Origin of the sequence: Streptomyces sp. WAC 06738 (genome assembly GCF_003945505.1) — a bacterium.
GTDB lineage: Bacteria > Actinomycetota > Actinomycetes > Streptomycetales > Streptomycetaceae > Streptomyces.
This window is the reverse complement of record NZ_CP029618.1, coordinates 4,126,934-4,149,410: the sequence shown is the minus strand read 5'-3', so window position 1 is coordinate 4,149,410 and position 22,477 is coordinate 4,126,934. Positions and strand designations below refer to the sequence as shown.

Genomic DNA, 22,477 nt, shown 5'->3' with positions numbered 1-22,477 from the left:
GCGCGCTGCCGCCGCCGGTCAGTCCAGGTGGGCGACGACCGTCTGGTCGGGGTTGAGGTGGGTGCGGATCGTCCGGGCCGCGGTCTCGAACTCGTACCCGCCGAGGGAGTCCAGCAGCGCGTGGTGCTCGCGCATGATGAGCGGCAGCCGCTCGGGGCGGATCGTTATCGCCGAGACCCCGATGCGCTGGTGCCGCGGCTGGAGGCTGCGGAAGAGGTCGGTGAGCACGGTGTTGCCGGTGGCCCGGACGAAGCCGAAGTGGAACTGGAAGTCGAGCTTGCCGTGCTCGGCGATCGCCTCGCGGTCGCCGGCGCGGCAGCGCGCCAGCAGCTCCGGGTCCCCCATCTGCGCGAGCAGTTCGGCCTGCCGGGCGGGGATCTCCAGACGCTTGTCGCACAGGGTGCGGAAGCCGTGGATCTCCAGCACCTGGCGCATCTCGTACGTCTCGATCATCTCGGCCACGGTGACGCGCCGGACCTGCGCGCCGCGCCGCGGCAGCAGGTCGAGGAAGCCCTCGGCGGCCAGCCGGTGCAGCGCCTCGCGCACCGGCGTCCGCGACACCCCCGCGGCCACGGAAAGGACCTTCTCCTCCAGGAACGACCCCTCGGGGTAGCGCCCCAGCAGGATCGCCTCCTTGACCCACTCGTACGCGCGCGCCCGCGCCGTCACCGAACGGCCGTCCTCGTCGACTGACACGCTCCCCGCCCTCTCTGGCTCATGTGTATACGCAGTGTATACCTACTACGAAGGAGGCTCATGCCCCCCCGCACGACCGACCGCCGGCGCGCTTACGCCGCCTGGCTGTCCGACCCGAGTTTCGCCGCCGCCGAGATCGTGGCGGCCACCGGGTACGGCGCCGTGGTGCTCGACATCGAGCACGGCGCCTTCGACCTCGCCGACCTGGAGCGGTTCATCCCGTTCCTCCGCCGGCTCGACCTCGACGTGCTCGCCAAGGTGCTCGGCCCCGAACGCGGCCCGATCCAGCAGGCGCTGGACTTCGGCGCCACCGCCGTCGTCGTGCCGCACGTGGAGAACGCGGCGCACGCCGCCGAGGTCTGCGCGTACGGCAAGTTCCCGCCGCTGGGGGACCGGAGCTTCGCGGGCGGCAGGACCGCGGGCTACGGCGGGTTCGACGACGACTGGATCGCCCGGCAGGACAGCGGCACCCGGGTCTACCCGATGATCGAGGACGCCGGGGCCATCGAGGAGATCGGGAAGATCCTCGACCTGCCGGTGGTCGACGGGGTGTTCGTCGGGCCCAGCGACCTGTCGATGCGCCGCGCGCGCGGCGCGTACACCCGGAGCGAGGCGGACTTCGCGGACCTCGCCGCCATCGCGGACGCCGCCCGGGCGGCCGGCAAGCCGTGGGTGCTGCCGGCCTGGTCGGCGGCGGAGAAGGCGTTCGCGCTCGCGCACGGCGCCGACCAACTGGTGCTCACCATGCAGCACGGCGCGCTGCTGGCCGGCTTCGGCGCCGCGGTCGCCGAGACCGACGCGCTGGCAGGCCGCGCCTGACCGGGCGCCGCCGGACCGTACCGCTCCACGACACGAAAGGCACCACCTCATGCTCGCCACCGTCGCCCAGTTCGCCGCCACCACCGACAAGGCCGCCAACCTCGACGCGGTCACGGGGCTCGTCGCCACCGCCGCCGCGCGCGGCTCGGACCTCGTCGTCCTCCCCGAGAACTCGATGTACGCCAACCCCGACCCGCAGGCCGAGACGGCGAGTCAGGCCGAGGCGATCGACGGCCCGTTCGCCACCGCGGTCGGCGCGCTGGCCAAGGAGCACGGCGTCGCGATCGTCGCCGGCATGACGGAGGCCGCGGCCGACGGCGGCAAGCCCAGCAACACCGTCCTGGCCGTGGACCGCGGCGGCGAGCAGTTCGGCGTCTACCGCAAGGTGCACCTCTACGACGCCTTCGGCTACCGCGAGTCCGACCGCATCCAGCCGCAGCCCGCGAAGGCGCTCACCTTCGCCCTCGGCGGCCTCACCGTCGGCGTCATGACCTGCTACGACCTCCGCTTCCCCGAGATGGCCCGGTTCCTGGTCGACGCCGGCGCCGAGGCGATCGTCGTCCCCGCCGCCTGGGTCACCGGTCCCGTCAAGGAGGACCACTGGACCACGCTGCTGCGGGCCCGCGCGATCGAGAACACCGTCTACGTCCTCGGCTCCGGCCAGACCGGACCCGTCTCGTGCGGGCAGAGCGCCATCGTCGACCCCATGGGCCAGATCGCCGCCTCCGCCGGCGAGGCCCCGGGGGTGGCCTCCGCGGTCCTGGACGCGGCGCGGGTCGCGGAGGTGCGGGTGAAGAACCCGAGCCTGGCCAACCGCCGCTTCTCCGTGTCCTTCGGCTGACGCCCACCGCGCAACCGCGTCCCTTTTCCGCCCCTTTGAGGACGGCCCCCCGGCCGGCCGGTCGCTGCCGGCCGGCCGGGGGCCGTTCCGGGGGCGTTCGGCCGCGGCGGGGTGTCGAGCAAAAGGGACCGTAGCGCCCATACGAGGCGGGTGCGGAGCGCGACCGCCCGCATACGGGGAGGTGAACGACCCGGAAGCGAGCGTTTGTGGGTGCTGCGGCGATGGCGATAAATCTTCACCGTGGGTGGAGGCCCTACCTGGCCTCTGTCACGACAGGCCCACGCCGACCTGCTCACCCCACCTGCACGCGAGAAGGCGAGACTCAGATGGACGGTTACTTCCTCACGGAGCGTCATATACGTCTCAGGGAGGAGGTCCGCGCCTACGCGGAGCGCGAGGTCCGCCCCCGTATCGCGGGAATGGAGGAGTCGCGGAGCGTGCAGTTCGAGCTCTCCCGCGACATCGCCAGGCAGGGCTGGCTCGGCGTCACCGTCGAGGCCGAGTACGGCGGGATGGATCTGGGGCACCTCGCCAAAACGATCGTGATCGAAGAGCTTTCGCGCGTGAGCGCCGCCATGGGCGCGATGGTGCAGGCGTCGCAGCTCGGTGTCGCCAAGATCGTCCACTTCGGCAGCGCCGTCCAGAAGAAGACGTGGCTGCCGCTGATATCCGCCGGCGTCTGCATGCCGACCATAGCCGTCACGGAACCCACCTCGGGCAGCCATGTGCTGGGGATGTCGGCGAGCGCGGAGCGCGTCGGGGACGAGTACATCGTCAACGGCCGCAAGGTGTTCGTCGGCAACAGCCACGTCGGTGATCTTCACGGCGTCGTCGTGCGCACCGGACCGGGCTCCAAGGGCCTCTCGGCGCTGCTGGTGGAGGCGGACCGCCCCGGCTGCACGCTGGGCCCGCACCGGCCCTCCATGGGCCTGCACGGCTTCAGCTTCGGCGAGGTGATCTTCGACAACTGCCGGGTGCCGGTGTCGAACCTGCTGGGCCGGGAGGGCGACGGGCTCTCGGTCGCGTACTCCTCCAGCATCCTGTACGGCAGGCCCAACCTCACCGCCGTCGCCCTGGGCATCCACCAGGCGCTCGTGTCGGAGACGACCGCCTTCGCCGCGCGGCAGATCCGCTACGGCAGGCCGCTGGCCGAACTGGGCACCGTCAAGCAGCGGCTGGGGGAGATGCAGTCACGGCTGATGACGGCCCGGCTGACCGCGTACCACGCGACGCATCTGCTCGACCGCGGGCTGCCGTGCGACGCGGAACTGCAGAACGCCAAGCTGGTCAACGTCGAGTCCGCGCTCGACTCGGCGCGTACGGCGATGGAGGTGCACGGCGCCTGCGGGCTCTACCCGGAGATGTCCGTGGAGCGGTATCTGCGCGACGCGTACCACGTGTTACCGCCGGCGGGCACCTCCGACGTACAGCGGCTGCGGCTGGCGGAGGTGGCGCTCGGCGCGGACCACGAGCCGTGGTCGACGCGCCTTACGCCACACTCCGTCCAGCCGGTCTGAGGAGCGGAGCGACAGGGGGCGCCGGGCCCCCGCACGGCCCCTGCGGCATCGCCGCGGGGGCCTTCAGCTTGCGGCCCGGCCCCGGCTGCGCTCTTCGAGGATCTCCATCAGCGAACGGGCCTGGGTCTTGATGAACTCCAGGCCCTCCTGGGCCTGCCGGCCCCACGGGCGCGGCTCGGTGTCCACCACGCACACGGTGCCGAGCGTCACGTCGGTCACCGGGTCGATGAGCGGCGCGCCCATGTAGGTGCGGATGCCGATCTGGTCCACCACCGGGTTGCCCGCGAAGCGGGGGTACGCGCACACGTCGGGCAGTACGAGCGCGGTGCGCCGGCCGACGACGTGCGGGCAGTAGCCGTGGTCGCGGTCCATGACCCGGCTCACCTCCGGCTTGCCCGGCTGCTCGGCGAGGCTGGGGTCGGCCCATTCCGCGGGCGGCGCGTACAGCCCGGTGAAGTACTGGTGGTCGGTGATGAGGTTGACCATCGCGTACGGGGTCCCGCCCAGTTGGGCCAGCGACGCGGCGCCCTCGGCGAGCCGGGCGGCGAAGGCGTCGAACTCCGGGTCGGGGTTGTCCCCCAGGCCCAGTTCGTGCAGCCGCTGCTTGCGCCGCTCCAGCTCCTGGTCCTGCTCCCCGTCGGTCATCAGATGGCGGGCGGTGTGGTAGTCGAAGGTCGTCATGCGGGGCTCCTCGGTGGGGAGGTGGGCACGGGCTGTGCGGACTCGGACGCGGACACTGCCCCGGTCGCGGGCTCCGGTTCCGCCGAAACCCCGGCCCTGGCCGCCACGGACCGCGCGTGCGCGTGCTCGACCAGCCTGATCAGCAGGCTGCGCGCCGAGCTGGTGGCGCGGGCGTCGCAGCACATCACCGGGGTGTCGCTGCGCAGATGGAGCGCGGCCTTCACCTCTTCCGGGGTGTAGTGGTAGGCGTCGTCGAACTCGTTGATGCCCACCACGAACGGCAGGCCGCGCCGCTCGAAGTACTCGACGGCCGCGAAGCAGTCGGCGAGCCGCCGGGTGTCGGCGAGGACGACGGCGCCGATGGCGCCGCTCGCGAGGTGGTCCCACATGAACCAGAACCGCTTCTGGCCCGGCGTGCCGAACAGCAGCAGCATCATGTGGTGGGCCGTGAGGGTGATACGGCCGAAGTCCATCGCGACGGTGGTGGCGTCCTTCTCCGGCACCCCGTCCAGGCTGTCGTGGTCGACGCTCGCGGCGGTGAGGGTCTCCTCGGTCGTCAGCGGCGGGATCTCGCTCACCGCACCGACCATCGTGGTCTTCCCGACCCCGAACCCGCCGGCTATCACGATCTTCAGCGGGACGAAGGAGTCGTCAGAGATTGCGTAGTCCGACAAGGACCTTCTCCAGTAGGTATGGGTCGGTGGGGTCTGGCGGGCCCGCGGGCGCCGTCAGGATGAGCGCGCAGGTGTCGAGCAGGTCGCACAGGAGGATCTTGGTGACCGCCACCGGCAGCCCGAGCCGGCCGGCGACCTCCGCCACCGAGCGCGGGCCCGCACGGCACTCCCGCAGCGTCTCGTCGTGCTCCGGCGTCAGCGGCACCCGGGGCAGCGTCTTGGCGGCCATGACCAGCGTCTCCAGGGCCAGCCTGCGGGTCGGCACGGTCCGCCCGCCGGTGACCGCGTACGGGCGTAACCGCGGGGCTCCGTCCTCCACCCAGGGGGCGTCGTCGTACGACGTCATGTCACCGGACGGAGCCCGGGGCCGCGGCGGCGGCGGTCCGTGCGGGCGAGGTGAGGTGGGTCGGGACGCGCTTGACCAACTGGCCCATCTCGTAGCCGATCACGCCCAGGTCCGCGTCCGGCTCGGCGAGCACGGCCAGGACGGCGCCCGGGCCCGCGGCCATCACGCACAGCACCACGTCCTCGTGCTCCACGAGCACCTGGCGCACGCCGCGCACGGTGTCGGTTCCGATACCGGCGCCGAGCGAGAAGAGGCCGGTGGCCACCGCGGCGAGCCGGTCGGCGGCGGCGGTGTCGAGGTCGTGCGCGTGCATCCGCACGCCGTCGGTCGAGGCGACGACGGCGCTGCGGGCGCTGGCGACCTGCTGGACGAAGTTGGCCAGAAGCCAGTCGAGGCTTTCGCTCACGTAGACGGGCCTTCCGTGGATCGGTGCTGGTGCGTGGGGGCGGGTCCGGCCGGGTCTTCGGCGTAGTCGGCGGCGCGCTGGTCGCCGTCCTCCGCGGCCCGGGAGCCGGCGGTGAAGCTCGCCATGAGGCCGGTGTTCAGGGGTGAGGAGGGGGCCGCCGGGCCGCCGGGCGCGGCACCGGGGACGCCGGGTTCGCGGCGCAGCTCGGGCACCAGGTGGCTGCCGGAGCGCTCGGGCAGCGGGGGGCGCTGCCCGGGAGCCGGAGCCGGCGACGCGGGGGGCGGGGCGGCGTGGCGGGGGGTGTAGCCGGTGGTGTCGGGGTGGCCGGCGCCGGGCGATGGGGGTTCCCCCGCCAGTGAGGGCGTAGCCGGTGAGGGAGGGTACGCGGGGGTGCGCTCGTGGGCGGCGGTGTTCTCGTACGGGCCGGTGCTCTCGTACTCCGTGCCGTCGTACGCGGGGGTGTTGTCGTAGGCGCCGAGGATGTCGTGGCGGCCGGTGCTCTCCTGGGTCCCCGTGATCCGGTGCGTGCCCGTGCTCTCGGGGGCGCCGGGGATCCGGTGCCCTCCCGTGGCCTCGTGCGCGGCGCTGCTCTGGGTCGCGCCGTTGATCTCGGCGGCGCCCTGCTGCCGCTGCCGCGCCACGCCGTTGGCGGTACGGGCGGGCAGCGACGCGGGGGCGGCGCTCCCGACGGCGGCCGGGCGGCGCTCGGCGGCGTCGGCGGCGAGGGCCGCGGGCTGCGGCGCGGCGACCGCGGCGGCCTGCGGCTGCGGTGCGGCGGCCTGCGGCTCGCGGGTGGCCGGCTTCGCCTTCTCCTCCGGGTCCATCAGCAGCGCGTTGGGCAGCAGCACGGTGGCGCGGCAGCCGCCGTAGACGTTGCGCTGGAGCTGGACGGGGATCCGGTGCCGGCGCGCGAGGTGCGCGACGACGAGGAGGCCGATGCGGCCGTCCTTGATCTGCTCGTCCACGACCTGCGGAGTGGCCCGGCTCAGCAGGGTGTTCATCCGGTCCTGCGTGTCGGACTGCAGCCCGAGGCCGCGGTCGTCGATCTCCACGACCAGACCGGCCGCGGCCGGCTCGACGCGCAGCTCGACCTTGGTCTCCGGCGGGGAGAACCCGGCGGCGTTCTCGACGAGTTCGGCGATCAGGTGGATGACGTCGGGGGCGACGGCACCCTCCAGCACGCCGGTCATCGGCGGCACCAGCTTGACGCGCCCGTAGTCCTCGACCTCGGAGACCGCCGAGCGCAGCACGGCGTTCACCGGCATCGGCCGGCTGATGCGGCGCGGCACGGCGCCGCCGAGGATCGCCAGGCTCTCCACCTGGCGGCGGAGCCTGGTGACGAGGTGGTCGAGCTGGAAGAGGCCGTGCAGCAGGTCCGGGTCCTCGACCTGCTTCTCCAGCCCGTCCAGCTCGTCCAGGGAGCGGATGACGAGGTTCTGCAGCCGGCGGGCGAGGTTGACGAAGACCTCGATGCGGCCGCGGGAGGAGACGTCCACGACGGCCTTGAGCGCGGCGTGCACGGTGGCGTGCACCAGGCGCTCCACCGTCTCGGGGGTGACGTCGGCGGCGGCGCGGGCGGAGGGGGGCGCGGTTTGCAGCGACAGCGCGTCGGGCTCGGGGCGTTCGCCGCGCTGCGCCTGGTCGACCAGGCGCAGCAGCTCGCCCTGCGCGGCCTCCAGGAGCGCGGTCAGCTCCAGGTTGCGTTCCGCGCGGGCGTCTTCCTCGGCGTCGAGCGCGTCGGCGAGCGCGCCGATGCGGAGTATCGCCAGGACCGTGATGCCCACCACGGCCAGCACTCCGGCACCGATGATCATGCGGGTCTCGGCGCTCGTCGACCCGCCTATGAGCGCGCCGTACGTCGTGGCGCCACCCACCAGCAGCGCGGCGGTCACCGGCAGCAGCGTGACCCGCCAGAGCCGGGCGCGCAGGGCGCGGCCCGCGCGGCGCCGCCGGGAGGGGAACCGGCCCTGGCGGGGGCCGTCGTTCCCGGCGGGAGCGGGGTGGTCGGACATGGGCTTCCTCGCTGGATGGGCCGTACGATGCCAGCATCTGGCTGCGCTGTCGTACGGCGTCGTGCGGCGTTTCTTCCGGCCGTCTGCCGGGCAGTGCGCGCGCGGCGCACACACATCGAGTGGTCACCGTGGCCTCAACGGCACCGTGAGCCACACCTACATTGCTCAGCAAGCGGTGTCGTTGCTAGCGCTTCCCGGGGTCGTTTGGGGGTCGCTTCCCGGGGGTTCGAACGCATGCGTCATCTTCGCCCGCCGCGGTGCCGGTCGGGCCGGAACTGCGTTCGGTTTCCGCCGGTCACGGCCCCGGCGAAGACGCCGGGATCGCCCTCGGCGGCCTCCCGCCCGGCCGGGTCGCCCGGCCCCAGCCCGCCGACGTAGCGGAGCACGTCGTCCAGCTCCGCCAGGCCGATCAGCCGGCTGCGCGGCCGGAGCATCCCGGCGCTGCCGTACCGCCCCAGCTCCGCGCACCGGTCGGTGAGCCAGGCCCAGTCGAGGTCCAGGTGGTCCGCCAGCCGGCGCAGCCGCTCCGCGGGCGTGGCGCCGTCGGTGACGCTGTGCGTCCGCGCGTGCCGTACGGCGTCGGCGTACGCGCGCAGCCGCGCCCAGTGGCTGGTGGTGTCGACCTGCCAGATCCCGTCCGTACGGAGCCAGTTGGCGATGATCGCCCGCTCGCCCGGCACCAGCGCGAACCCGTCCACCTGCGCGTACTCCGGCTCCGTGACCACCCACGTGGTCAGCCCGTGCCGCTCCAGCAGCGCCAGCGTCAGGAAGAGCAGCGTGCGCTCGTAGCGCTCGCTGGTCTTGACCGCGTTGTGCGGCAGGCAGAAGGCGTACCCGTACGGGCGGTCGGCGTCCGCGAGCAGGTCGTGCAGCGCGCGCAGATACGTGTGCTTGTGCCGGAAGAAGAGCCAGGCGGCGGCCTCTTCGCCGAACTGCTCGCGCGCCCAGAACACCGGCGGCTCACCGGAGTCGGCGCGCAGCTCGCGCAGGATGTGCCGGTCGCAGACGTACGAGCCGAGCCACGCGGTGCCGACGTCGGAGAGCTCCGGCATCGCCGAGCGGGCCACGGCGGACCGCTCGCGGGTGAGGAAGTCGTCCAGCCCGCTGCGCTCCGCCTCCAGCACGGCGTCGTCGGCGAGGAGGCCGTCGTCGAGGTTGAGCACGGCCCAGAGGACCGCGTACGTCAGATCGTCGAGCCGGTACGCGCGCGGGATCGGCAGCACGTCCACCGGGTCGGCGGCGACGGGCTGCCGGGCGCGTACGGCGTCGAGCACGAACAGCCCCTCGCCGCGCCGCGCGCCGAGCGCGGCGAGCAGGAGCGCGCGGCGCGCGGGGCGGATGAAGTCGCGCAGGTGCGGGTGGTCGTCGGGCCCGATGACGACGCTGTCGGAGCCGGCCTCGGCCTCGTACAACTGCACGGCGACGGAAGTCCCGTCGAAGACGCGGTGGCCGTCGAGCTGCCAGACCCCGCCGCCGCCGGGGGCCGGCGCGGTGGGCGAGAGGAAGGACGTGGACCAGGTGACGTCGAGCGCGCGGGCGGTGGCGAGGGAGGCGTCGTCGGGCAGGCGGGGCGTGGTGAACGTGCGCGTGGGCGCCGGGCCGAGGAGCGCGTCGACGTCGATGCCGAGCATGTGCTCCAGGACGGTGCCGGCGTTGCCGCGCGGGATCTGCTCCCCGGCGAGCCACCGCTTGAAGGTGGTGCTGGAGATGGTGAGCCGGGCGAGCCGCGGGTCGCCGTACTCGGCGGCGGCCTTGCGCGCGGCGTGCGTGTAGTGGACCTCGAACGTCGAGAACCTCGCCCAGCCGCGCTTGGCCAGCTCGACGCGGAGCAGCGTCGGCGGCGGCGCCACGGGGCCGGGTTCCGGCTCCCGTGGGGCACCTTGGGTGTCTGCTCCGTCCTCTCGTGCATCGCCCGAGGAAGGGCCCGAGGAGTCCTCGTCCGCGGGCTGCGGGGTGTGGCCGTCGGCGGGTGGTCCCGTCGTGGTCATGTAAGCGCTACCTCGATCTGCCGGCTCAGACCGGAACTTTGCGCTCCGTAGCCTGCCGTCTGGCATGTGCCGTTCGTAAGTTCCAGGGGTGTGCAGAGCGTTCACCATTACTACGCGCATTAAATCGGGTGATCCTCCAGGTCGTTCGAGGGTCGTCCGAGGCAGAGTGTCCTGCGTGCGGCGCCGGACCGGCAATAATGCGCGTCCATGACGCGAGGCAGGCCCACGACTCGGTTGACATTGACGGACCGGGAACTCCACTTCCTCGAACACCTGGTCGCACAGAGCGCCACCCCGGCGGCGACGCGGCTGCACTGCCGGATCGTGCTGGCGTGTGCGGCGGGCGAGTCGAACGGCGAAGTGGCGGCCCGCTTCGGCATCACCCCGGCGACCGTGTGCCGCTGGCGCAACCGGTTCGCGCGGGAACGCCTGGGGGCGGTCCGGGGCGCGGGGGAACGGGGGCCGGGGGCGGGCGGGCGCGAACGGGGGAGCGGGGTACGGGAGTCGGGGGTGCGGGAGCGGGGCGCACCGGCCGGCGGGGAGCAGGGCGTACGGGAGCGGAAGGCATCCCGGCGGGAGGCGAACGGTGCCGCGGGCGGGCAACCGGGCGCCGATCCCGGGGGAGCCGGGCACGCGGTGGGGCGGGCCCTCTTCCGGCGGTTCGGTGCCCCGGCGGCGTCCGGGGCCGGGTCCGCGACCGCGACCAGTTCCACCCCCGGAACCCGGCCCAGCGCGTCATCCACCTCCACCACCGCATCCCCGTCCACCACCGCATCCCGGCCCCGTGCCAGGGCTTCGGGCGGCCGGGGGCCCGGCATAGGCGGCGGCACCGGCCCACACCCCGGTGCCGCCCCGGGCGAGAACGTGAACGTCCGGCTGGCCGCCCTCATGCGGGAGTCGGGGCTCACCCCCACCTCCCTCGCCGGCCAGGTACGGGAGCTGGGCCGCCGCCGCGGGCTCGAACTCCGGTGCACGCACACCTACGTCAAGCGCTGGCTGCGCGGCAGCTTCGGCTCCTCCGTACCGCCCGAGCTGATCGCCGCCGTGTTCTCCCGGCGGCTCGGCCGCGACATCACGCCCCGCGACCTCGCCGCCCCGCCCCCATCCGGCTACGCCACCGCCGGCGGGGCCGCCTCCCTCGCCCGCCGCCTCCCTCCCGACGACCTCGGCCTGCGCGGCCCGTCGACGCCCCTCGGCGCCGTCCGCACCGCCGCCCAGCTCTGGGACGCCGACCCGCGCTACGCCCTCCCCCGGTCTCCGCCACCGACCTGCGGGACTCCGTCCGCCGCTGGCGCCGGGCCACGCCGCCCACGCCGCCGCAGCGCGCCATCGGCTCGTACCGCGTCGGACAGCCGGACATCGCGAAGATCCACGCGCTCACGGAGCACCTGGCGATGCTCGACAACCGCTACGGCGGCGGCGCCGCCCGGTCGATCGCGATGACCCACCTCCGTACCGACGTGCTGCCGATGCTCGAAGGCAACTACACGGGCACGGTCGGCCGCAACCTGTTCCGCGCCGCGGCCCTCGTCACCCACCACACCGCGCACCTGCTGTACGACACCGGCAGGCACGGCGCCGCCCGGCGGTATCTGCGGCTCGCCCTCGACATGGCGTACCACGGCCACGACCGCGCGTTCGCCGCCAAGATCCTCGGCACCCTCGCCCACCAGGCGGTCCACCTCGGCGACTACCGCGAAGCCGTCGAACTCGCCGAAGCCGGCCTCGCCGAACCCGGCCTCACCCCCGCCGGACGCGCCGCGCTGCACGCGATGGCCGCCCGCGCGCACGCCCGGCTGCGCGACTCGCGCGCGACCGCCATCTCCCTCTCCCACGCCGAGAGTTCGCTGTCCGCCGGCACGCCCGCCCAGGAGCCGGTCTGGCTGCGCTACTTCAGCGGCGCGGAGCTGCACGACGAGATCGCGCACTGCCTCGTCGACCTGCGGCAGGCGCGCGCCGCGCGGCCGCACGCGGAGCACGGGATCGCGGCGCGCACGGACCGGTACGCGCGCAGCATCGCGTTCACGCGCGTCGTGCTGGCCACGGCGTGGCTCCAGCAGCGGGAGGTCGAGCGCGCCTGCCAGGTGGCGACGGGCGCGCTGCGGGCGACGGAGGACATCCAGTCGGAGCGGGTACGGGGCTATCTCGCCGGGTTCCGGGAGCGGCTGCGGCCGTTCCGGAACGTGCCGGCGGCGCGGGACTTCTCGTACAAGGCGGCGCGGATGCTGCGCTGACGCGCACGGTCGGGGAAGCGGGGGTCCTCAGGGCGTACGAGGCACGCCCTCAGGGCGTACGAAGCGGGCGGGCCGGTACGGCGCCAGCTCCGGCGCGTCCCGGCCGGTCAGCAACTCCCGTGCCACCAGCTCCCCCAGCCGCAGGGACAGGGTCATGCCGCTGTGCGTCACGACGGTGTACAGCCCCTCGGCCTCGGCGTGCGGGCCGACGATGGAGTTGTCGTCCGGCGGCAGCGGCCGGGTGCAGACCCGGGCGCCGGCGAGCCGGGCGGTGCCGGCGAGGCCGGGCAGCATGGCGCGGGCACGAGCGTGGAGTTCGCGGCCGAGCGCGGTGACGCGCGCGGCGGGCGTGTGCTGGTCCACCTCGTCGTTGAGGTCCAGCGCCTCCAGGTAGACGCGCCCGCCGGCGAGCGGGCGGGCGTGCAGGCGCGGGCTGAGCACCATGCGGGTCAGCGGCGGCCCCGCGGCCTCGTCCGGCCGCAGGTGGGCCAGGAGCGTCGGCGCCTCGGACCCCGGCGCGTCGCCGGGCACCAGCGGCACGTACGCCCCGGCCAGCGCCGCGACCGCCGGGGTCCGCCACCCGGCGCAGCACACCGCGACGTCCGCCGGCACCGTCTCGCCCCCGGCGCACCGCACGCCGCGCACCCGGCCGCCTGCGGTGTCGATGGCCACGACGCGGGCGGCCTCGCCGGTACGGACGTGGACGCCGCGGGCGCGGGCGGCGGCGAGGAGGTGGGCGACGAAGGGCCGCGGGTCGACGGCGGCCTCGTCGGGGAAGTACGCGACCTGGGCGGCGTCTTCGATGCGCAACGCCGGCTCCAGCTCCCGGGCGCGTGTCACGGGAATCCACTCCGCGGCGTACCCCCAGTCGCGCAGCCGGGCGACGGTCCGGCGGAGCTCGTCGAGCCCGGCTTCTGCTGAGGCCCACCGCAGGGCACCGCCGGGGCGGTACCAGCCGGGGCCGCGGGCGCCGCCGCCTCCCCCGTCCGCGTACGCGGCGGGCCCCGTGGCCCGTACGAGAGCGGCGTGGGCGCGCATGCCCGAGACCGCCAACTCGTGGTAGTGCCGCGGGGTCTTGGAGTGGGCGTTGATCCAGGCCATGGAGCTCGCCGTGGTCCCGGCCCCCGGTTCGCCGCCGTCGAGCAGCCACACCTGCACGTCGCCGTCCGCCCGCGGTCCCCCGCCCCGCTGTCCTCCGCTGCCGAGTTGCACCGCCAGCGCCGTACCGATCACGCCTGCACCGATCACCACAATGCGCACGATGGATTCGCCCCCGTTTCGCTCGTGCACGCAGTCGCTACCAGGCTGCCACCGAGCGGGCCGCGGCGAGGGAATGGAAGATGACGTGTCCGGATATCACCCGTGGCGGGAAGGAAAGCAAGATTCGTGCGGAAGGTAGGTTCGAGATGCCGGTATCTGATCGACTAGCCGAGCACTGAACCGATCGACGAGCGGAGCACGCGCATGCAGCACATCGTCCGACCCGACGGATCCCCGCCGGTCAACGGCTACAGCCACGCGGTGACGTTCACGGGCACCATGGTCGCCGTCTCCGGCCAGGTGCCGCTGGACGAGGCCGGCCGCCTGGTGGGCGAGAACGACGCGGAGGCGCAGGTGCGCCAGGTGTTCGCGAACCTCACGACGGCGCTGCGGGCGGCGGGTTCCGGCCTGGAGCACGTCGTGAAGCTGACGGTCTACTTGACGGACCTCGACGACCTGCCGGCGTTCCGCCGCGTACGGGACGAGATCCAGAACCCGGCGCTCCCGCCGGCGAGTTCGCTGGTGCAGGTCGCGGGCCTGGTGAGCCCGGACTTCCGGGTGGAGGTGGACGCCCTGGCGGTGGTGCCGGGGTGAGGTCGGTCAGCGGTTCACGGTCCGGGCGAACGTTCTGTGCCCGTACTCCGTCATAGCCCTGACGCGGTTGCAGGCAGGGCGAGGGAGGCGACGCGATGGCAGTCCGCCGCAGACCGGCGCACGGCGGGCACGGCGCGGACGGCGCGGACGGCGGGGGTCACACGGACCTCGCGCTGTCCGCGGCCGACACGCGCCGGGTACGGGCCGTGCTCGCGCTCGGCGGCGTGCCGTTCGGCGAACTCGACGACGGCGTGCAGCAGGTCCAGCTCAAGCTGCTGGAACAGCACCTGGCCCCGGACCGCGCCCCGGTCCGCAACCCGGCCGCGTGGGCGGCGGCGGTCGCCTCCCGCGTAGCCGCGGACTGGCACCGCGGCCGCACCCGCGACGCGGGCCTGCGCGACCGCCTCGCCGCCCGCTGGACCCGCCCGGCCGAACACCCCGAGGACGCCAGGCTGCTGGCCCTGGCGGTGGCGGAGGGCCTGGAGGAACTGCCGCCGGGGCAGCGCCAGGTGGTGGTGCTGCGCTACTACGCGGACCTGCCGGTGAAGGACATCGCGGAGGCCCTGGGCATCCCGGAGGGCACGGTCAAGAGCCGCCTGCACGGCGCGGCGGCGGTGCTGCGCACGCGGCTGCGGGAGAGGGAGGTGGGGTGAGGTGCCGGGTCTGACGGAGGCGGAGGAGGCACGGCTGCGGCGGGCGCTGGGGCTGATCGCGGCGGAGGCGGAGTCGGGGGCGGGGGCGCCGGGGGCGGGGGAGTCGTCGGAGTCGGGGGCGCCGGGGGCGTCGTCGGAGTCGGCGGCTGCGGCGGCTGAGGCGGCTGAGGCGGAGGCGGCGGGCGGGGACTGGGGCTGGGCCGAGCCGGCGCCGGGGGTCCGGCGGGTGCGGGGGGCACGGCGGGCGCTGGCGGTGGTGGTGAGCGCCGCGGCGGTGGTGGCGTTCTGCCTGCTCGCGTACACGACGATCAGCGGCGCGGGGACGGACCGTATCGCGAAGGACGACGCGGGGGCGGGCGCCGCGGAGGACGCCGGAGGGGATGCGGGAGGGGACGCGGACGGCAAGGGGCTGTCGCGCCTGGAGAACGCGGCGTGCACGAAGCGCCTGCTGGAGGGCACGGTGGCGGACGTGCAGCAGGTCCCGCACCCGCCGGATGCGTTCCCGTGGGTGGAGGTCACGCTCACCGACGTCCGCTGGCACGTACCGCCGTCGACGGAGAAGCGGGTGACGGTGCGGCTGCCGGACCCGGTGGAGTGGAACGACGAGAAGCCCTTCGCCCGCGGTGAGCTGCTGCTGGTGGAGGACCTGGGCCGGGAGGCGATCTCGTACTTCCGCGACGGGGAGGGCGAGGGGCCCGGCCTGGAGACGGTGCGCGGGGAGCGGCTGCGGGCGCTGAACAGGGCGCAGGAGGAGGGGGTGCGGTGCCCGTCGTACTTCGTGAACGGGGAGGGGTGACGGGCCTGGCGGGGCGTCAGCCCGGCGAGGCGTCAGCCCGGCGGGGTGGAGGGGCGCAGGCGTCGGCGGTGGGGGCGCAGGTGTCGAAGGTGGGGACGCGGTCGCAGGAGCGCGCGCACGGACCTGCGTGAGCAGGGCCACGATCTCCCCGGGGATAGCCTCTGGCCATGCCGAGCTTCGAGATCACACCGATTGGCACGGTCCGGAACGACCGGACGGACATCCAGAACACGGACAACTGGGGTGCTGTCCGCAGCACGATCACGGTGGACGAACGCTTCGGCGAGTCCTGCCTCCAGGGCCTGGAGGACTTCTCCCACGTGGAGGTCCTGTTCGTCTTCGACCGCTTCCCGGAACCAGCCGCCGAAGCCTTCCACGAACCCCGCCCGTACCGGGGCCGCACGGACCTCCCGCCCATGGGGATTTTCGCGGGCAGGGGCCCGAGGAGACCGAACCGGCTGGGGGCGACGACGTGCGAGATCGCGGGGGTGGAGGGGCGGGAACTGCGGGTGGTGGGACTTGACGCGGTGTCGGGGACGCCGGTGGTGGACCTGAAGCCGATGATGAGGGAGTTCCTGCCGGTGGAGGTGCGGCAGCCGGGGTGGGTGAGCGGGATGATGTCGGAGTACTTCAAGGGGTAGGGGACGGGCTGGGGCGGGAGTCGGCTCTCGGGGCGCGGGCCGGGTCCGGCGGAATCGGGCCGGGTCCTGGGGAATCGGGCCGGATCCGGGGGCGCGGCCCGGGTCTGGGGGGCGCGGCCGGGTCTGGGGGGGCGCAGCCGGGTCCGGGGCGCAGCCCGGGTGAGGGACGGAGACCGATGCCGACGCGCAGCCCGGGTGCGGCGGGACGGAGGCCGGGTGCGGTGGGTCGGAGGCTGGGTCCGGGGGAGGTCGGCCGGGTCCACAGCCCCCGTACTGCGCCAAGCCCCCATCTCCCCTCACACCCACCCAAGGGTATGCGCCCGGACTGACAACGCGGGGGGCAGCAGGGCGCTGAGCTGGTACGTCGTGTCTGCGCGGGCCGGGTACGGGGGTACGGCGTCGGGGTAGCGGCGGTGCGTTGGGGGTGCCCGTACCGGGGGTGGCGGCGAGGGGAATGGCCGTGTCGTTGGGGCTCCCCCCGGGCCACCCCGCTTGTGAGTGTGCGGGCCTCCGCCCGGTGTCAAGGGCGCTCCCTCCGCTTCGCTGCGGGAACGTCGCTGCGCGATGGGGCTTCGCCCCACCCTTGACACCGGACTCCGGCCCGAAAGACCGGCAGCTACGGGTGGCCCGGAGGGAGCGGGCGCCCTCCGACTGGGACTACGGATGCGGAGCCCCGCGGACGGGGGCCGGAACACCCGGAGTTGACTGCCCCGATCGCGGGCGATGCTGCACCACGTACCTCCACGCCCTACGGCGCGCCCCGAGCGGAGAAATCTCGCCGTAACTCGCGGTAACACCCGCCGATCCAGCCCAGAACAAGCCCCGAAGCCCGACTTTCGCCCCTTCACTCGCACACACACGCGCCCCGGCCGCTCGCGATGCACAAACTCATGTCAACTGACCCAACAAACCAGGCTAAATACCCCACGCCAGTCGAGTTTCTCCCCATTACGGGCATCGACCACCCACCACGGCGGGGATCCACTGCCCGAGCGCGCCCGGGTGAACACACTTGGCGCGAACCCGCGGTGGCCTACCGCCTAAATCACCCAAAAGCACCCACGAGAGCCGAGTTTCGCCCACTCGCGTGCACGAGGCCGCTCCTGAAGGCGTTGGCCGCTGCCCGCCCGCCCCGAGGGAGCGCCACCGATACAAACTCGCCGTACCCCTCTTGCAGAACGAGGACAAATCGCCCACGTGGGTCGACTTTCGCTCACCAAGACGCAGCCGCCCGAGCGAAGGGGCTGTCTTACCTCCGGGGTAATCGTGTCGGCCGGCCTGGGCGGGCAAACTTGCTGATCTCGCCGCGTTGCCAGAACGCGGGCCAAGAGACGAAGGGGGCAGTCGTGTCGGAAGCCGTGCCCGCGAGCACGCGCTCTGTGGTTGAGGAGTTGCTGCGTCGGATCGGTGAGGGCGATCCCGCCCGCATCGCTGAGCTCTACGCCGAGCAGAGCGACTGGAAGCTGGACTGGCCCGAAGCCGAGCACGGTCGCCCCGCTACGCCTTGGATCCGCCACCGGTCCACCCGCGCCGACGCGGCGGCCCACTTCCGCGAGATTGCCGAGCATCACGTACCGGAAGACGTGGCGACCCAGGTCGAGCGCATCTTGGTCGACGGAGAGGATGCCGTTGTGCTCGGGGAGATCCGCCAGACCGCCCGGTCCACCGGACGCGTGTATCGCGCCCGGTTCGCGCTGCACCTCACGGTCGAGGACGGGTTTGTCACCCGGCACCACGTCTACGAGGACAGCCTGGCCGTCGCCCAAGCCTTCGACGCGGAGCGTCGGTAAAGGCCGGTCACCGGGCGCCCCGTGTCACCCCCGGCGGAGTCCCGTCCTGGTTCGGATAACCCGGCCCGGGTCCTACCCGCGGATGCGCCGGCAACCGGGCCGGGCTCCGGCCCCCTTGGCCCTGGCGCCCACGACCGGAGCCACCCCGGCCGCCGCTCCCCGTCTCCGCGCCCACCCGCGATCGGGGCAGCTCGAACTCCCGGTGTTCCGGCCCCCGTCCGCGGGGCTCGGCATCCGTAGTCCCAGTCGGAGGGCGCCCGCTCCCTCCGGGCCACCCTTAGCTGCCGGTCTTTTACGGGCCGGAGTCCGGTGTCAAGGGTGGGGCGAAGCCCCATCGCGCAGCGACGTTCCCGCAGCGAAGCGGAGGGAGCGCCCTTGACGCCGGGCGGAGGCCCGCACACTCACAAGCGGGGTGGCCCGGGGGGAGCCTTGACGACACGGCCATTCCCCTCGCCGCCACCCCGCACACCGGCACCCCCAGCGAAGCACCGCCGGCCCGGCACCGTACCCCCGCACCCGGCCCGCACAGACACGACGTACCAGCTCAACGCCCTGACGCCCCCCGCGCTGTCAGTCCGGCCGCATACCCTTGGGCGGGCGTGAGGGGAGATGGGGGCATGGAGCAGTACGGGGGCGACGGACCCGGCCGGCCTCCCCGTACCCGGCCTCCGACCCACCGCACCCGGCCCGCGTCCACCCAGACCCGGCCTGCGTCCACCCAGACCCAGCCGCACGTCGGGGCCCGTCTACCCCGGACCCGGCCCGCGCGTCGGGACCCGTCTACCCCGGACCCAGCCGCACGTCGGGACCGTCTACCCTCCGGACCCGGCCCCCGCCCCCAGACCCGGGCCCGCTACCGCCCCGAAAGCACCCACCACCCCCGAGAGGAGCCGCCGTATGCGAGCCGACGAGGTCGTCCCCCTGGGACGTACCGGCGTGGCCGTCACCCGCCTCGGGCTGGGACTCGCCTCCATCGGCGGCCTCTTCGCGCCCGTGTCCGACGAGGACGCCGCCCGCACCGTCGACCGTGCCTGGGACGCCGGCGTCCGGCTCTTCGACACCGCGCCCGTCTACGGGTACGGGCTCTCCGAGCGCCGCGCCGGTGCCGCGCTCGCCGCCCGCCCGCGCGGGGAGTACGCGCTGTGCACGAAGGTCGGCCGGCTCATCGTGCCCGGCGGCACCGACACGCAGCCGATCTGGGCGGACCCGCCGCCCGGCGTGGGGCCGCGGCGGGACTACTCGTACGCAGGTGTCATGCGCTCGGTCGAGGACAGCCTGGCGCGGCTGGGTCTCGACCGGATCGACGTGCTGCACGTCCACGACCCGGACGAGGACTTCCCCGTCGCCGTCACGGACGCCTACCGGGCGCTGGCCGAACTCCGCGCCCGCGGCACGGTCGGCGCCGTGTCGATCGGCGTCAACCACGCGCCGGTGGCGGCCCGTTACCTCCGCGAGGTGGCCGCGCCGGGGCCGGACTGCGTGATGCTCGCGGGCCGGTACAACCTCCTCGACCACACGGGCCTCGACGAACTGCTGCCGCTCTGCGCGGCCCGCGGGGTCGCGGTGCTGGCGGCGGGCGTCTACCAGTCGGGCCTCCTCACCGATCCCCGCCCCGGAGCCCCCCACGGCTACACCACCGTTCCCCCGGCCCTCGCCGCCCGCGTCGCCGCCTGGCACACCCTCTGCCGCCGGCACGGCGTTCCGCCGGCCGCGGCGGCGATCGCCTTCCCCTTCGGCCACCCGGCGGTGACCGGCGTGGTGATCGGCGCCCGCGCTCCCGCTGAAGTGGCCGATACCGTACGCGCGTTCGCGCACCCGGTCCCGGAGCAGCTCTGGACCACGGCCAAGGCCGACGGCCTCCTCCCCCCGGAGGCCCCCACGCCGGGGGCCTGAACCCCGAGGGCCCGAACCCCGGGGGCCTGAACGCCCGGGGCCTGAACGCCGGATCAGCTCTCGTCGTGGAGGCTGATGACGCGGCAGCGCGGCCCCGGGGCACGGGCGAGTCTTGCGTCGGAGGTCAGCAGCGGGGCGTCGAGGCCCTCGGCGAGGGCGACGTAGAAGGCGTCGTAGGAACGCACGCTCCCGAGCTGACGCACGCGCTCCAGCAGCGGCAGGTGCTCGTGCCGGCGGATGGGCAGGGTGCGGTAGTCGGCCACGGCGCGCGTGGTCTTGTCCCCGGCGAGCACCCCGGCACGCTCGAGGCGCAGCAGTACGGAGGTGACCTCGGTATCGATGAGGTACGGGGCGGACAGCAGGCTCGCGCCGGCCAGGTGGCGGGCGGCCGCCTTGCCTCTCGCGCCGGTGTCGACCAGAAGATCGACGATCGCGGACGAGTCGACGACGATCAACGGTGCTCCTCGTCCGCGAGCGCGGCGGTGTCCACATCGGTGATATCGACCGAGGCATGCCCACGGATGCGCGTGACGATCTCGTCCATCGTGGGGATCGCCGCCTCACGTTCGATCAACTCGTGCAGGAAGCCCTGGAGGGACTTCCCTTCCTGGGCTGCACGCACCTTGATCGCTCTCAGGGTTTCCTCGGAAACGTCACGAATGGTCACGGCCGTCATGCCTGCATACTACCTGCACTGCCAGCAGATTGCCTGCGCTCACTCGTCGGCCGCGTTCGGTGCATCACCGCCACCAGGGCCAGCGTCAGTGCCAGCAGCCCCGCCCAGATCACCCACTGCTCCGGCCACAGCCCCGGCGACGCCCCGTCCGGGGTGCGGCCGCCGTCCACGCCCGTGGCGACCACCGCCGCCAGGCCGACCACCGTCGCGACGACCGCCAGGCGGCCGGCGGCGCGGGCGGTCAGCGGGAGGGGGCGGGCGCGGCGGGGGCCGCGGAGGTGGAGGCGTTCGCTGGGGCGGGCGGGGGAGAGGAGGCGGAGGAGGAGCATGGCGGCTATGGGCATCTGGAGGGCCCAGACCAGGGTGCGGAAGGCGCCGTCGTACCAGACGTTCGTGCCGTACAGCAGCGTGTGCCAGACGCTCAGGACGTAGACGACGATGATGAAGCGGTGCAGCGCCCGCCACATGCGCGAACCGGTGCGCTGGCGCAGGTAGTACGCGAGGCCCAGCGGGATCGCGAGGTAGAACGCGAGCAGGCCGACGAGGATGGCGATGCGGCCGGTGCCGGTGGCGTAGCCGCCGGGTACGAAGACCTTGACGAAGGCGTCCCACAACCGGCCGGCCCAGGTCGCGCCGCCCTCGTTGCCGCGGACTTCCTCCAGGAAGAACATCACCGCGTGCATGAACATCAGCGCGATCGTCGTCAGACTCGTCGTGCGGTGCAGCTTCTCCAGCCCGGCGGGCGGCAGCCAGGGGACCCGCGGGCGCGGGCCCGTGCGCAGGAGGCTGAAGACGATGGTGATCCACGCCCACAGCAGGCCGGACCAGCCGAACGCCTGGCAGAGCCAGTACATCCAGTAGCGGTCGGCGTCGGCGAGCATCGGCATGACCTGGACGGTCGCCGACGAGCCGTTGTCCACGCGGACGTAGAGCCAGACGAATATCGCCCCGGTGACGACGAGCGCGATGCCCGCATCCGGTCCCGCGGCCCGGAGGTCGGCCTTCAGCCCCGGCCAGTCGAACCATCCTTCCGGCCGGCTCCCGGTCTGCCCTCCCCCGCCCCGCCCGCCGCTGCCCGCTCTCCTCTTTTCCGGCAGCCCTGATCGACGTTCCACGGCCATCTCTTCCGCCTCCCGAGTCCCGCCGACCCCACGTGATGTGTACCCATCACCCCGGAGATCGACGCGTCTCCAGCGGCTCCAGCCGCGTCCACCCCGTCCAGCCCCGCTCCCGCAGCAGCTCGATGAGTCGCCGCGCCGGCGGCGCCGCCTCGAACGCCAGCGTGTCCATCAGCTCCGCGAGCGGCGGCGCGAGGTCGACGTCGGCGACGTAGTCGCGCCCCCGTTCCGCCGTGAGGCGGGCGAGGTACGCGGCGAGGTCGTCGGCGAGGGCGGTCAGGCGGGGGTCGTCCGGCGCCCAGTCGAGGGCGTGGCCGAGGGTGCGGTAGAAGTCGAGGAGCTGGGGGTCGGCGAGCTGGGCCCGTTTACGGGCCAGCCACTCCGGTACGCGGTCGGGGGAGTGCGCCGCGAGCGGGATCCAGCCCTCGCGCTCGACCGCCACGATCCGCTCGTCGACGCCCAGTTCACGGAGCCGGTCCAGGAACGCCACCACCTCCGCGGGCAGCGCCAGGCTGTCGCCCGCCGTGAGCCGGGCGATGCGGCGGCGGGTCTCCTGGCGGGCGCGGATCTCGGCCCGCAGCCGCCGGTCGATGTCCGCGACCGCCGCCGCGAACTCCGCCTCGCCCGCCCGCAGCAGCTCCCGCACCCGGGCCAGCGGGACGCCGGCCTCGGCGAGGGTGCGGATGCGGATGAGTTCGACCACGGCGGCGGCGTCGTAGCGGCGGTAGCCGGAGTGGTCCCGGTCCGGCTCGGGGAGCAGGCCCTTGGCGTGGTAGTGCCGGACCGCGCGGACCGTCACGCCCGCGTACGACGCCAGTTCGCCGATGGTCAGCATCGGGGCA

Annotated in this window: 23 protein-coding genes; 11 read left to right on the top strand and 12 right to left on the bottom strand. The window is 74.0% G+C overall.

Annotation, left to right across the window (positions count from 1 at the left end):
• Positions 1-18: 18 nt before the first annotated feature.
• Positions 19-696: a GntR family transcriptional regulator gene (locus tag DMB38_RS17935; protein ID WP_125936035.1), complete on the bottom strand. Its 678-nt coding sequence runs from the start codon at positions 694-696 to the stop codon at positions 19-21.
• A 60-nt stretch (positions 697-756) separates the two neighbouring features.
• Here DMB38_RS17935 and DMB38_RS17930 point away from each other — a divergent pair, with 60 nt between their 5' ends.
• The 3 genes from DMB38_RS17930 (at position 757) to DMB38_RS17920 (ending at position 3,873) form a co-directional block, all read left to right on the top strand.
• Positions 757-1,515 carry an aldolase/citrate lyase family protein gene (locus DMB38_RS17930; RefSeq protein WP_125936034.1) on the top strand — a complete coding sequence of 253 codons (759 nt, stop codon included), beginning with the start codon at positions 757-759 and terminating at the stop codon, positions 1,513-1,515.
• Positions 1,516-1,564: 49 nt separating this feature from the next.
• Positions 1,565-2,356: a carbon-nitrogen hydrolase family protein gene (locus DMB38_RS17925; protein WP_125936033.1), complete on the top strand. Its 792-nt coding sequence runs from the start codon at positions 1,565-1,567 to the stop codon at positions 2,354-2,356.
• Between the two features lie 326 nt (positions 2,357-2,682).
• On the top strand, positions 2,683-3,873 hold the full coding sequence (locus DMB38_RS17920) for an acyl-CoA dehydrogenase family protein (protein ID WP_125936032.1): 1,191 nt from the start codon (positions 2,683-2,685) through the stop codon (positions 3,871-3,873).
• Between the two features lie 63 nt (positions 3,874-3,936).
• On the opposite strand, the gene DMB38_RS17915 is transcribed toward DMB38_RS17920, so the two are convergent.
• From DMB38_RS17915 to DMB38_RS17890, 6 genes are all read right to left on the bottom strand, one after another.
• Positions 3,937-4,554 carry a GAF domain-containing protein gene (locus tag DMB38_RS17915; protein WP_047016931.1) on the bottom strand — a complete coding sequence of 206 codons (618 nt, stop codon included), beginning with the start codon at positions 4,552-4,554 and terminating at the stop codon, positions 3,937-3,939.
• Positions 4,551-5,228, bottom strand: coding sequence for an ATP/GTP-binding protein (locus DMB38_RS17910; RefSeq protein WP_047016930.1), 678 nt, complete (start codon positions 5,226-5,228; stop codon positions 4,551-4,553). The genes DMB38_RS17915 and DMB38_RS17910 overlap by 4 nt, the downstream gene beginning before the upstream one ends.
• A complete protein-coding gene (locus DMB38_RS17905; protein ID WP_125936031.1) occupies positions 5,206-5,574 on the bottom strand; it encodes a DUF742 domain-containing protein in 369 nt (122 codons plus the stop codon). Before DMB38_RS17905 ends, DMB38_RS17910 begins: the two co-directional genes overlap by 23 nt.
• Before the next feature lies 1 nt (position 5,575).
• Positions 5,576-5,980: a roadblock/LC7 domain-containing protein gene (locus DMB38_RS17900; RefSeq protein ID WP_047016928.1), complete on the bottom strand. Its 405-nt coding sequence runs from the start codon at positions 5,978-5,980 to the stop codon at positions 5,576-5,578.
• The gene (locus DMB38_RS17895) at positions 5,977-7,992 is read right to left on the bottom strand and encodes an ATP-binding protein (protein ID WP_125936030.1); all 2,016 of its coding nucleotides are present in this window, start codon (positions 7,990-7,992) and stop codon (positions 5,977-5,979) included. Before DMB38_RS17895 ends, DMB38_RS17900 begins: the two co-directional genes overlap by 4 nt.
• 239 nt (positions 7,993-8,231) lie before the next feature.
• Positions 8,232-9,980, bottom strand: coding sequence for a hypothetical protein (locus DMB38_RS17890; RefSeq protein WP_125939111.1), 1,749 nt, complete (start codon positions 9,978-9,980; stop codon positions 8,232-8,234).
• A gap of 240 nt (positions 9,981-10,220) precedes the next feature.
• Here DMB38_RS17890 and DMB38_RS36930 point away from each other — a divergent pair, with 240 nt between their 5' ends.
• The gene (locus DMB38_RS36930; protein ID WP_240662338.1) at positions 10,221-11,423 is read left to right on the top strand and encodes a helix-turn-helix domain-containing protein; all 1,203 of its coding nucleotides are present in this window, start codon (positions 10,221-10,223) and stop codon (positions 11,421-11,423) included.
• Positions 11,375-12,214 (top strand): tetratricopeptide repeat protein, encoded by an 840-nt coding sequence (locus tag DMB38_RS36925; protein ID WP_240662337.1) that lies wholly within the window; start codon positions 11,375-11,377, stop codon positions 12,212-12,214. The genes DMB38_RS36930 and DMB38_RS36925 overlap by 49 nt, the downstream gene beginning before the upstream one ends.
• Before the next feature lie 27 nt (positions 12,215-12,241).
• Here the strand turns inward: DMB38_RS36925 and DMB38_RS17870 are convergent, their stop codons facing one another.
• Positions 12,242-13,465, bottom strand: a complete 1,224-nt coding sequence (locus tag DMB38_RS17870; protein ID WP_125936029.1) for an FAD-binding oxidoreductase — start codon at positions 13,463-13,465, stop codon at positions 12,242-12,244.
• A 213-nt stretch (positions 13,466-13,678) separates the two neighbouring features.
• Here DMB38_RS17870 and DMB38_RS17865 point away from each other — a divergent pair, with 213 nt between their 5' ends.
• The 6 genes from DMB38_RS17865 to DMB38_RS17840 all read left to right on the top strand — a co-directional run bounded on the left by DMB38_RS17865 (position 13,679) and on the right by DMB38_RS17840 (position 19,841).
• Positions 13,679-14,068 carry a RidA family protein gene (locus DMB38_RS17865; protein ID WP_125936028.1) on the top strand — a complete coding sequence of 130 codons (390 nt, stop codon included), beginning with the start codon at positions 13,679-13,681 and terminating at the stop codon, positions 14,066-14,068.
• A gap of 95 nt (positions 14,069-14,163) precedes the next feature.
• Positions 14,164-14,721, top strand: coding sequence for an RNA polymerase sigma factor (locus DMB38_RS17860; RefSeq protein WP_240662335.1), 558 nt, complete (start codon positions 14,164-14,166; stop codon positions 14,719-14,721).
• 1 nt (position 14,722) lies between these two features.
• Positions 14,723-15,517, top strand: coding sequence for a hypothetical protein (locus tag DMB38_RS17855; protein WP_125936027.1), 795 nt, complete (start codon positions 14,723-14,725; stop codon positions 15,515-15,517).
• Positions 15,518-15,684: 167 nt separating this feature from the next.
• On the top strand, positions 15,685-16,158 hold the full coding sequence (locus DMB38_RS17850; RefSeq protein WP_125936026.1) for an SAM-dependent methyltransferase: 474 nt from the start codon (positions 15,685-15,687) through the stop codon (positions 16,156-16,158).
• 1,346 nt (positions 16,159-17,504) lie between these two features.
• Entirely contained in the window at positions 17,505-17,948 is a 444-nt protein-coding gene (locus tag DMB38_RS17845) for a nuclear transport factor 2 family protein (protein ID WP_240662333.1), read from the top strand.
• Between the two features lie 897 nt (positions 17,949-18,845).
• Positions 18,846-19,841: an aldo/keto reductase gene (locus DMB38_RS17840; RefSeq protein WP_125936025.1), complete on the top strand. Its 996-nt coding sequence runs from the start codon at positions 18,846-18,848 to the stop codon at positions 19,839-19,841.
• Between the two features lie 53 nt (positions 19,842-19,894).
• On the opposite strand, the gene DMB38_RS17835 is transcribed toward DMB38_RS17840, so the two are convergent.
• The 4 genes from DMB38_RS17835 to DMB38_RS17820 all read right to left on the bottom strand — a co-directional run bounded on the left by DMB38_RS17835 (position 19,895) and on the right by DMB38_RS17820 (position 22,470).
• A complete protein-coding gene (locus DMB38_RS17835; RefSeq protein WP_125936024.1) occupies positions 19,895-20,296 on the bottom strand; it encodes a type II toxin-antitoxin system VapC family toxin in 402 nt (133 codons plus the stop codon).
• Positions 20,293-20,517, bottom strand: a complete 225-nt coding sequence (locus DMB38_RS17830; protein ID WP_125936023.1) for an antitoxin — start codon at positions 20,515-20,517, stop codon at positions 20,293-20,295. The genes DMB38_RS17835 and DMB38_RS17830 overlap by 4 nt, the downstream gene beginning before the upstream one ends.
• Positions 20,514-21,524, bottom strand: coding sequence for a ferric reductase-like transmembrane domain-containing protein (locus tag DMB38_RS17825; protein ID WP_125939109.1), 1,011 nt, complete (start codon positions 21,522-21,524; stop codon positions 20,514-20,516). Before DMB38_RS17825 ends, DMB38_RS17830 begins: the two co-directional genes overlap by 4 nt.
• A gap of 160 nt (positions 21,525-21,684) precedes the next feature.
• Positions 21,685-22,470 carry a MerR family transcriptional regulator gene (locus DMB38_RS17820; RefSeq protein WP_125936022.1) on the bottom strand — a complete coding sequence of 262 codons (786 nt, stop codon included), beginning with the start codon at positions 22,468-22,470 and terminating at the stop codon, positions 21,685-21,687.
• Positions 22,471-22,477: the final 7 nt, after the last annotated feature.